General features: G+C 59.2%; 8 protein-coding genes and 1 pseudogene. 4 read left to right on the forward strand and 5 right to left on the reverse strand.

Features of this window, described 5'->3' with window-relative positions:
- Positions 1 to 3,439, forward strand: a pseudogene (locus VNZ65_RS12075) (hypothetical protein); the annotation flags it as partial.
- Positions 3,440 to 3,590: 151 nt separating this feature from the next.
- Entirely contained in the window at positions 3,591 to 4,355 is a 765-nt protein-coding gene (locus VNZ65_RS12080) for an OmpA family protein (RefSeq protein WP_325669266.1), read from the forward strand.
- Between the two features lie 89 nt (positions 4,356 to 4,444).
- Here VNZ65_RS12080 and VNZ65_RS12085 read toward each other — a convergent pair whose 3' ends face one another.
- A complete protein-coding gene (locus VNZ65_RS12085) occupies positions 4,445 to 5,200 on the reverse strand; it encodes a hypothetical protein (protein ID WP_325669268.1) in 756 nt (251 codons plus the stop codon).
- Positions 5,201 to 5,495: 295 nt separating this feature from the next.
- Complete coding sequence (locus tag VNZ65_RS12090) at positions 5,496 to 5,975, reverse strand: hypothetical protein (RefSeq protein ID WP_325669270.1); 480 nt, start codon at positions 5,973 to 5,975, stop codon at positions 5,496 to 5,498.
- 481 nt (positions 5,976 to 6,456) lie between these two features.
- On the opposite strand from VNZ65_RS12090, the gene VNZ65_RS12095 reads away from it, so the two are divergent.
- A complete protein-coding gene (locus VNZ65_RS12095; RefSeq protein ID WP_325669272.1) occupies positions 6,457 to 6,672 on the forward strand; it encodes a hypothetical protein in 216 nt (71 codons plus the stop codon).
- Positions 6,673 to 6,768: 96 nt separating this feature from the next.
- Here VNZ65_RS12095 and VNZ65_RS12100 read toward each other — a convergent pair whose 3' ends face one another.
- Genes VNZ65_RS12100 through VNZ65_RS12110 form a run of 3 tightly spaced genes read right to left on the reverse strand, consistent with a single transcriptional unit; the run spans position 6,769 to position 8,460 of the window.
- Complete coding sequence (locus tag VNZ65_RS12100; protein ID WP_325669274.1) at positions 6,769 to 7,182, reverse strand: nuclear transport factor 2 family protein; 414 nt, start codon at positions 7,180 to 7,182, stop codon at positions 6,769 to 6,771.
- Positions 7,183 to 7,215: 33 nt separating this feature from the next.
- Positions 7,216 to 7,623 (reverse strand): nuclear transport factor 2 family protein, encoded by a 408-nt coding sequence (locus tag VNZ65_RS12105; protein WP_325669276.1) that lies wholly within the window; start codon positions 7,621 to 7,623, stop codon positions 7,216 to 7,218.
- A gap of 54 nt (positions 7,624 to 7,677) precedes the next feature.
- Complete coding sequence (locus tag VNZ65_RS12110) at positions 7,678 to 8,460, reverse strand: glucose 1-dehydrogenase (RefSeq protein WP_325669278.1); 783 nt, start codon at positions 8,458 to 8,460, stop codon at positions 7,678 to 7,680.
- 119 nt (positions 8,461 to 8,579) lie between these two features.
- On the opposite strand from VNZ65_RS12110, the gene VNZ65_RS12115 reads away from it, so the two are divergent.
- The coding region (locus VNZ65_RS12115) for a LysR family transcriptional regulator (RefSeq protein WP_325669280.1) at positions 8,580 to 9,202 on the forward strand (623 nt) is incomplete at its 3' end.

Genomic DNA, 9,202 nt, shown 5'->3' on the forward strand with positions numbered 1-9,202 from the left:
CAACGTCGACAACACGGCCAATATCGCGGTCAAGTACGATGCGGTGGGCGGCAGCAAGATCACCCTCGGTGCGACCGGCGGCGCCGGCGCGGGCGCGCCGGTAACTATCACCAACCTGGCGCCGGCGGCATTGAATGCCACCAGCACCGATGCCGTCAACGGCTCGCAGCTGTTTGCGACAAACAGCCTTATCAATAACATCAACAATGGTGCCGGCATTAAGTATTTTCACGCCAATTCGACGCTGGCCGATTCGACGGCGACGGGTAGCGATGCGGTCGCTGTTGGTCCGGCTGCGGTGGCAAGTGGCGCTGGCAGCCTGGCCGCCGGCAAGGGGGCGACAGCGAACAATGCCAATGACGTGGCGCTGGGCGCGGGTTCGACTACGGCTGTGGCAGTTGGAACGGCAAGCACGGTGATCAATGGCGCTAGCTTCAACTTCGCGGGCGCGACACCGGCATCGACGGTCAGCGTAGGCAACCTTGGCAACGAACGCACAATCACCAATGTAGCAGCGGGCCGTCTCAGCGGCGCCAGCACGGATGCGGTGAACGGCAGCCAGCTGTTCGCCACCGACACGGCGTTGACCAACCTGGGCAATACGGTCAATAACATCGCCAACGGCAAGGCAGGTCCGTTTGTATCCGACAACAGCGTGACTGCGGTGCAGCCGGTGTCGAGCGGCGCCAACGCAAGCGCAGGCGGTTTCGGCGCCAGCGCAACTGGCGCGGCGTCGACAGTGCTGGGCAACCAGGCTAGCGACAACGGCAATGCCAATGCGACGGTATTGGGCCAGGGCGCCAGCATTGCTGCCGGCACCACCGGCAGCAATGTGGCGCTGGGCCAGGGCAGCACGGTGACGACAGCAGCGGTGCCGACCAGCGGTGCGACAATCGGCGGTACGGCTTATACCTTCGCCGGAGGAACACCGGCAGGCGTGGTATCGGTAGGCAGTGCAGGCAACGAACGCCAGATCGTCAACGTGGCGGCCGGCCAGCTGAGCGGGGCAAGCACGGATGCGGTCAACGGCTCGCAATTGTTTGCAACCAACCAGCAGGTGACCAGCAACACCACCGCGATCAACAATATCAATAACGGTGGCGGCATCAAGTATTTCCATGCCGATTCAACGCTGGCCGACAGTACTGCCAGTGGTACTGATAGCGTTGCAGTTGGTCCGACTGCGAACGCCAGCGCCGCCGATGCAATGGCCTTGGGCCATGGCGCGACAGCCGCCAATGCAGGTGCGGTAGCCCTGGGAGCAGGCAGCATCACGGCCGCCGCGGTAGCGACCACCGGCGCCACCATCAACGGCACTATCTACAACTTTGCGGGTACGACACCGGTCAGTACCGTGAGCGTCGGCAGCGTGGGTAACGAACGGACGATCACCAATGTGGCGGCAGGACAATTGAGCACGACCAGCACCGATGCGGTGAATGGCAGCCAGCTGAACGCTACCAATCTGGCGATTGCCGCGAGCAAGGGACACTACTACAGCGTCAACGATGGCGGTACCCAAGGCGGAAACTACAATAACAACGGCGCCACCGGACAAGATGCACTGGCGGCGGGTGTCGGATCCTCTGCCGTGGCGGCGAACGATGTCGCCATCGGCAATTTGGCCGCAGCCTCGGGCGGATCGTCGATCGCCATCGGTAACGGCGCGCAGGCATCCGGCGCCAACAGCATCAGCATAGGCAGCGGCAATGTCGTCAGCGGCGCCAACAGCGTGGCGATCGGCGATCCGACCACTATTACCGGGACCGGCAGTTTCTCCGTGGGCAATAACAATAACATCGCTTCCAACAATACCTTCGTGTTCGGCAGCAATGTGACAGTAGCCGCGGGGCTGAACGGTTCCGTGGTGCTGGGCAGCGGTAGTGCGGCAGCGGCGGCGAATCCAGTTTCCAGCGCCACGGTCAACGGCACAAGCTATGGCGGCTTTGCCGGGACCACACCGACTTCTACCGTATCGCTGGGGGCAGCCGGCGCGGAACGCCAAATCACCAACGTGGCGGCGGGGCAGGTCACGGCAACCTCAACCGACGCCATCAACGGTTCCCAGCTCTATTCGGTAGCAAACGGCCTGGGCACGGCAATCAATAACCTGACAACCATTGCCAACACCAACCAGTTTCCAATTGCTTCCAGCGAAGGCAAGGCGTTTACCGGTTCCGTCGGCGCGGCCGGCAGCAATTCGCTGGGCATGGGCACCAATGCTGTAGCTACCGGCCAAAGTTCGACCGCCGCGGGGCAAGGATCGGTGGCCAACCAGGCCAACACTACCGCACTCGGCCAAGGCGCCCAAGCAACCGCTGCCAACAGCACGGCGCTGGGCCAGGGCGCGGTGGCCGGCACCGGCAACAGCGTGGCGATCGGCAGTGCTTCGGCCACTACCGTAGCCGTGGCAACCGCCGGCACCACCATTCGCGGAACCTCTTATTCCTTCGCCGGCGCTGCGCCGGTGGGAACGGTGAGTGTCGGTTCCGCGGGAAATGAGCGGCAGATCCAGAACGTTGCGGCGGGACAGCTGAGCGCGACTAGCACCGATGCCATCAATGGCAGTCAGCTGTATGCCACCAATAGCGCCATCAACAACCTGACTAATGTGGTGGCGTCCAGTCAGACCAAGTATTACAGCGTCAATTCCAGCGGCGGCGGCAATCTCAACAATGACGGCGCGACTGGAGTCGACGCCATTGCGGCAGGAAAAAATACCACCGCCTCCGGCGCGAATTCAGTCGCCATGGGCGCGGGTGCGAGCGTAACGGCGAGCAACGGCGTGGCAATCGGCGCCGCTTCGACAGCTGACCGCGCTGGCCTGGGCGGCGCCAAGGAGTCATTCTCCAATACGGCGGTGGCGTCGACGCAAGGCGCGGTCTCGGTCGGCAGCGCCGGCAACGAACGCCAGATCACCAATGTCGCGGGCGGAACGCAGGCGACGGACGCTGTCAACGTGCGTCAGTTGCAGGCCGTGCAAGCGGGAGGTGTGCATTACGACACCAACGCCGACGGTTCCACCAACTACAGCAGCGTCACGATGGGCAACGGCGCCAGCAGCCCTGCGGCGATACATAACGTCGAAGCCGGTACTGCCGCTACGGATGCTGTCAACGTTTCCCAGCTCAATACCGGCCTGCAGCAGGCCAATCAATACGCCAGCGGGCTGGCCATGCAGCTGCAGAACAATATCAACGATGTTGCCAAGAAGGCTTATGCGGGTGTCGCAGCGGCCATGTCGATGGAGAGCGCGCCGTATGTGGCAGGCAAGATCACCTACTCGGCAGGGTATGGCTATTACCAGAATCAGAATGCAATTGGCGTGTCGTTGCGCCGTACGGCGGACAACGGCCGCTGGAGCCTGAGCGGCGGTGTCTCCGGCACAACCACCGGTGGCGTAGCTGCCCGGCTTGCCGTGTCTGGCGTTCTCAATTGAACGCCAGGCAGGATGGACGGTTATTCAAGTAGATCTCTGTGACTGTCATGGCACAGAGAAGATCTTTCGATTCACATTTTTCCAGGACTAATGTATGCGACATTCTTCCAGCATCTTCCGTCGGGCTCTATGCATAAGCATGCTGTATTGCATGACTTTTTCCGCAACCGCGGCCGACACCGGCGAAGTGAATTTCCCGGCACTCGATAGCTCCTATCTAACGACGGGAGACTTTGTCGGCCCAGACCACGTAAAACGCGTGACGCCGGGCCTGAGCAAAGACCAGGTGCGGCTGGAGCTCGGCAACCCGCATTTCAGCGAAGGCATCTTCTACGTACGCGAGTGGGATTACGCGTTCAATTTTTATACCGGCAAGGGCAGCGAGTATGTTACCTGCCAGTTCAAGGTGAAGTTCGATTCGGACAATCGGGTTACGTTTACCCATTGGAAGAATCCGGAGTGCGAAAGGTACATCAATCCACCGCAAGTCAAAGATGCGCCCGTGGCGCCGGTCGCAGAAAAAACCTTGAAACGCCACGTGGAGTTTGGCGCAGACGGACTGTTCGCATTCGGCAAATCGGACCTCGGCAACCTGAATCCGGCAGGGCGCGACACACTCGACGACCTGGCAAACCATCTCCAACAGGATGCGGTCAAATTGTCGTCTGTCGTCGTGACCGGGTACACAGACCGGATCGGTTCTGAACAGGCAAACCTGGCGCTGTCGCAAGCAAGGGCCGATACGATCCGCGATTATTTAATACAAAAAGGGTTGGATACGCATTTGGTGCGGGCATATGGCGCCGGCGACGCCAAGCCCGTGGTTCAGTGTCCCGGGCAGAAACTGACGCCACAACTAGTGCGCTGCCTGCAACCCAATCGGCGCATGGAGATCGAGATCAGCGGGGAGCAATGAGTAGCGCCGGCGCAATCTGAATCTTGGCGATCGACAGCCAACGATGCCATGAATGTTCAGGCGTATTGGCGCGCCAATCGAGAGTCTCTCTACTCTTGCGGCGATGGGCGATTTTTCTTGCAGCAGGCGGCCGCGATCTGCTTGCCTGTCTGCAGGGCGCTGGCAAAATCGGCGTCAGACATTTGCGCGCCGATATTGCGCCTTAGCTGTTCTTCCGACAAAACGCTGTTTCTCGCATCCGCCTCAGCCACCTTATAGGCAAGGGATTGTTTGGCATCGCGCGGCAGCAGTTCACCGGCTTCGTAGATTTGCGCCAGCAATGCCAGCGCAAATGGTTCGCCTTGCGCGGCGGCCGCTTTCAATTCGGTGACAGCTTCGGTTTTCCATTGCTGTACGACGGGATCGTCCGCGCTTTTTGCAAGGTTGACATCGTGGCCGTAGGGGCCTTCCATGAAGTAATCGATTTGTGCTTCGACTTTTCCTGCGCGCGCGGCGACTGCCAGGAAGGACATCCGTTCCTGCAGCTGGGCCGCATTGACGCCTTCGCACAAGGCCAGCAATTTTTTTCGTTCATCCAGAAACTGCCCGAGCTCGGCGGCGCTGTTGTATGCGGGAGCGGGATCGTCGTTGCTGGCGCAAACCGCCGTCGCCTGGTAGACATTGTAGGCGGCATCCTTGTCGCCGGCCCTGGCCAGGCTGTTCCATTTGGAGATGTACTGCTGTACCGTAAGTCCTCCCAGGTCGACCTGGCGGCCGCTTCGCGCATACACGGCGGCGGCAGGAAGAGGGAGGGCGGCGAAGCCGTCTCCCTGGTTGGCCGTTCCCGCAGCAAACGGCCATATCAATTCGCCACTGCCGGGAGACAGACTGGCAACAGGTTCTTGGCTTCCGCTTTTTACGCTCAGCTTTTCCCCGGAACTCCCTGTCGTCGACAGATACATTCCAAGGCATGCGCCGGCCACTGCGAGCAGCAGCGAATAACGGATAGTCGGGTTCACGACATCGAGGAGACGTAGAGAAATGATTGAGCAGGAACTGGCAGCGATTACTGTCTTCCAAAAAACATCATCGCCCCAGGTAGTTCGCTACAGTCCTGATGCCGGCATAGCGTAACCGGCATCAGGAGTCAGACAGCTACGCTTAATTCCACAAATAGCAATATGCTTCGCTGGCTTCCAGGTTGGCGCCTTCGTCGCCGTTGGTCTGCAACTTCTTGATGAAGCCATTGGGGTGCGCCGAGTCCGGCGTGACGTTGCAGTTGTCGTGGACCCAGTGTATGCCGTAGCCGCTGGTATACAGCTGGCCGCACATTTCCACTTGGTCGCCCAGGGCGAACGCTGCCAGCGACTTCGGGATCGAAGTCGAATTCTTTTGGTAATCCAAGGCGTAGACGTTGTCCATGGCAACGTCATAAGTCCTGCCGTCTTGGTCTGCTTTGACGGTGATATGGGTATGTGAGAGCTTGACGCCTTTGAGCGCGCTGCCATTCGCAAATGTCGGTTTGCCGTTGACGGTGCCAGTCAGATAGCTGCCGGCGGCGGCATCGCAATCCGCTTGGCCATCGGCCATGGCGTACATTGCCGGGGTCATCAAACAAAGGGCAAGCAGGAATTTTTTCATTTACCATTTCTCCTTCATGTTTCTATAGGGTCGATCGGTTAGTAAAGCAGGGGTTTTTTGCTTCCACCGTGACGCGCTACGGATTTCTTTCCGCTGGGCGCCCTATCCTCGAACAAGCCAGGATGTGACCCTGGCAGCCTGTAAAAAATAACAGTTATTTATTACGCAATGATGACTTTGGGAAACATTTACATGTTACTGCGGAAATTGCACGTGTTCTGGTTAATTAATGGGATGTGAAGAAGGCAGTTTTTGCATGTTGCGAGCCCTGTAGGCAATCTGGGGCTGCTGTACACTTATGCATGTATTCATGCGGCATGGCGCCGGGAGTCTGTTCGATACCAATCCACATGCAGCAGATGTGTTTTTCTGTCCTTGGTTCGTGGCATCGTTTTTTGGCCAAGCTGTGGCGGCATTCGTTGCGGCGCGAACCGGGAGTTCGGGCTTGTCGCATCAAGCAGTCAAGGTAAAACGGAGATATATGAAACAGCTCTCAACCCTGCACCGCCACAGCCCCCTCTATGCGGGCCTGCTGTGCATCATTTTGCTATTCGTCCTGATAAAGGGTATCGCAGTGGGAATCGCCTATGTAGTCGGCGCCACTCTCAAGCTGGGCGTGGTGGGAATTGGTGCTTTACTCATCCTGAAAGCATTGCTGGTGGCTGGATGGCTGGCCCACAGGAAAAATCGCGCTTGATTTTTGGAACGGATCGCCCGAAGAAATAATCTGCATCCGATCCTGAATGCAGCAGCCGTCAAGGTTGAAGGACGCCAGCATGATCATCGCAGAGCGTCAGTCTATGAAGGCGTATAGTTCGAGCAGCCTGCCGTCGCGCGTGACCGCCACGTCGACACCGGTGACGGCGCTCCGATTCTCTTCAGGCCCATAGCCCCATGGGAGACGCCCGACCCCATGCATGGCCTCAACGGCGCCGCGCTCAACAAAGTCGAAAGCAGGGAATCTTGCCTGCAACTCGTCGACCCTGCGGTTGATGGCATCGAGGCCCACATATCGGCCGTCCGGATCGACGAAGACGCCCTCTGGCAGCCAGAGGGCTTTTAGTTCCGCCATTCTTGCCGCGGCATCTCGCTGGCCGAAGATGGCGTGCAGGTTTCGCGGCAGAAGTTCATTCACCGAAAAAGACATCGCGGATTCCTTTAGGTCGTTGAGGACTGTGCCGAACGATAAACGATAGTTCGCCGGCATTCTGATTCTGCGCATGGAAATTGGTGCAGCCGCTCAGCGTCGTGCGGCCATCGATACGGCGAAGCTGTCTTCCAGCATCAGGAGGCTGGCGATCTGCGCGCCGGAGAAGGTCAGGATGATCACAAATGCCGTATCGATCAGTTTTCCCGTGGCGTTGATCCGCGATTGCAAGTGGCCGAGAATGACAGCGCGGTCGCCGTTCGCGAGAATATCCTTGATGTCGAGGCTGACGCGTTCGATCATGGTTTGGGTATCGCGGACGAAATCCGATATGGCCTTGCGTCCTGTCTTGCGGCCGATCCATGGCAGCACGCCGGTATCGCCCGGTATATTCCAGTCGAGATCGGGCGCGCACAACGCGGCAATCTCATCTGCGCTAGCGCCGGAACCCATTTTTTCAAGAAACTGCCGGGCAAGGTGAAGGGTTTGTTGCGAATTCATGGTGTTTTCCAGGTAATGCCGCAGGCATGCCTGCATGGATGCGGCGTTGAACAATCAGACCTGCACGCGTCCGCCATCGACGAACAGTTCTATGCCGGTGATATAGCTGGCATCGTCGGATGCGAGAAAGGAAACCGCCTTGGCGATCTCGTCGGCATCGCCCACCCGGCCGAGCGGCGTCGTCGCGGCGACTTCCCTGCAGTACGATGCAATCTGTTCCTCGCTTAACTTGAGTTCTGTCTTGTATGCCGGCGTGACGACGACGCCAGGTGCGACTACGTTCACGCGGATGTCCCGTCCTTTCAGATCCGACGCCCAGGTGCGCGCGAAGGAGCGCAAGGCGGCCTTGGTGGCGGCATAGACGCCGAATGCCGGCGTTCCTTGCACCGCTGCAATCGATCCCGTTATCACGATGGCAGCGCCTGCCGGCATGAGCGGCAACGCGCTCTGCACGGTGAGCAAAGTACCTTTCACGTTGATGTCGAAGTACTTGTCGAATTGCGCTTCGGTGATATCTCCGAGCGGGGCGAACTCCCCGCCGCCCGCATTGGCGAAGAGAATGTCTATCCTTCGGTATTGCGCAGATACAGTGCCGACGATGGCCTTAAGGTCCGCCGCCGACGAAATGTCGCCGCGAATCGCACTGGCGCCGTGGCCGATTTCCGCTACCGCTGCGTCCAGCTCGGCCTGGCGTCGCCCGCTGATGAACACCGTGGCGCCTTCGCGCGCGAGGCGCTTGGCGGTGGCCAGGCCGATTCCGCTACTGCCGCCGGTCACCAGCGCCACCTTTCCGGCATGCTTGGTTGAATGGATGTTGTCATAGAGAGAAGTAGTCATTGCAGAGCTCCTGGCTTACCTGTGTGTGTATGACTTCAGCTTAGTTTAAACACCAGTGCAGATAAATAGGTGTATTGTGGTTTATCTATCCACCTGTGTAGATAATTGGAGGTCAGCTGATGGACCATTTGCAGGCAATTCGCGTCTTTGTCCGCGTTGTGGAGACAGGAGGCTTCGGACGGGCAGCGCTTTCTCTGAACATGCCCAATGCCACTGCGAGCAAGTGGGTCAAATCGCTGGAGACGCATCTTGGCGTAAAACTGCTGGAACGTAATACGCGGCGGGTCAGCGTGACGACCGATGGCGCCGCTTACTATGAGCGCATGCGGCAACTACTCAGCGAACTGGATGACTTTGAGGCTACGCTCGGCCGCGATCAGGCCAGCCCGCGTGGCGTACTAAGAGTGGACAGCGGCGGGTCGACCGCAAGCGGCATCCTCGTTCCCGCATTGCCGGCTTTTCTCGCGCGCTATCCCGATATACAGGTGCAGCTCAGCGTCACCGACCGTACCGTGGATCTTGTCGCGGAAAACATAGACTGTGCAATCCGCAGCACCGCCGATGACCTGGATCTCGTGACGCATCCGATCGGGAGACTTGCCTGGACCACCTGCGCGAGTCCTGCTTATCTTGCCAGGCACGGCACGCCGAAACGGCCGCAAGACATCATGGATAACGACATGCCCGTTGCCGGCTATTTCTCTGCCAATACAGGCATCAAGCAGCCTCTCATGTTTCGCCG

It is taken from the genome of Collimonas sp. (genome assembly GCF_035566555.1).
Classification (GTDB): domain Bacteria; phylum Pseudomonadota; class Gammaproteobacteria; order Burkholderiales; family Burkholderiaceae_D; genus Collimonas.

Excerpts from the sequence above, each read along its gene's own strand:
- VNZ65_RS12080 (WP_325669266.1), top strand. The coding sequence starts at position 3,591 with ATGACTTTTTCCGCAACCGCGGCCGACACCGGCGAAGTGAATTTCCCG.
- VNZ65_RS12090 (WP_325669270.1), bottom strand. The coding sequence starts at position 5,975 with ATGAAAAAATTCCTGCTTGCCCTTTGTTTGATGACCCCGGCAATGTAC.
- VNZ65_RS12095 (WP_325669272.1), top strand. The coding sequence starts at position 6,457 with ATGAAACAGCTCTCAACCCTGCACCGCCACAGCCCCCTCTATGCGGGC.
- VNZ65_RS12100 (WP_325669274.1), bottom strand. The coding sequence starts at position 7,182 with ATGCCGGCGAACTATCGTTTATCGTTCGGCACAGTCCTCAACGACCTA.
- VNZ65_RS12105 (WP_325669276.1), bottom strand. The coding sequence starts at position 7,623 with ATGAATTCGCAACAAACCCTTCACCTTGCCCGGCAGTTTCTTGAAAAA.
- VNZ65_RS12110 (WP_325669278.1), bottom strand. The coding sequence starts at position 8,460 with ATGACTACTTCTCTCTATGACAACATCCATTCAACCAAGCATGCCGGA.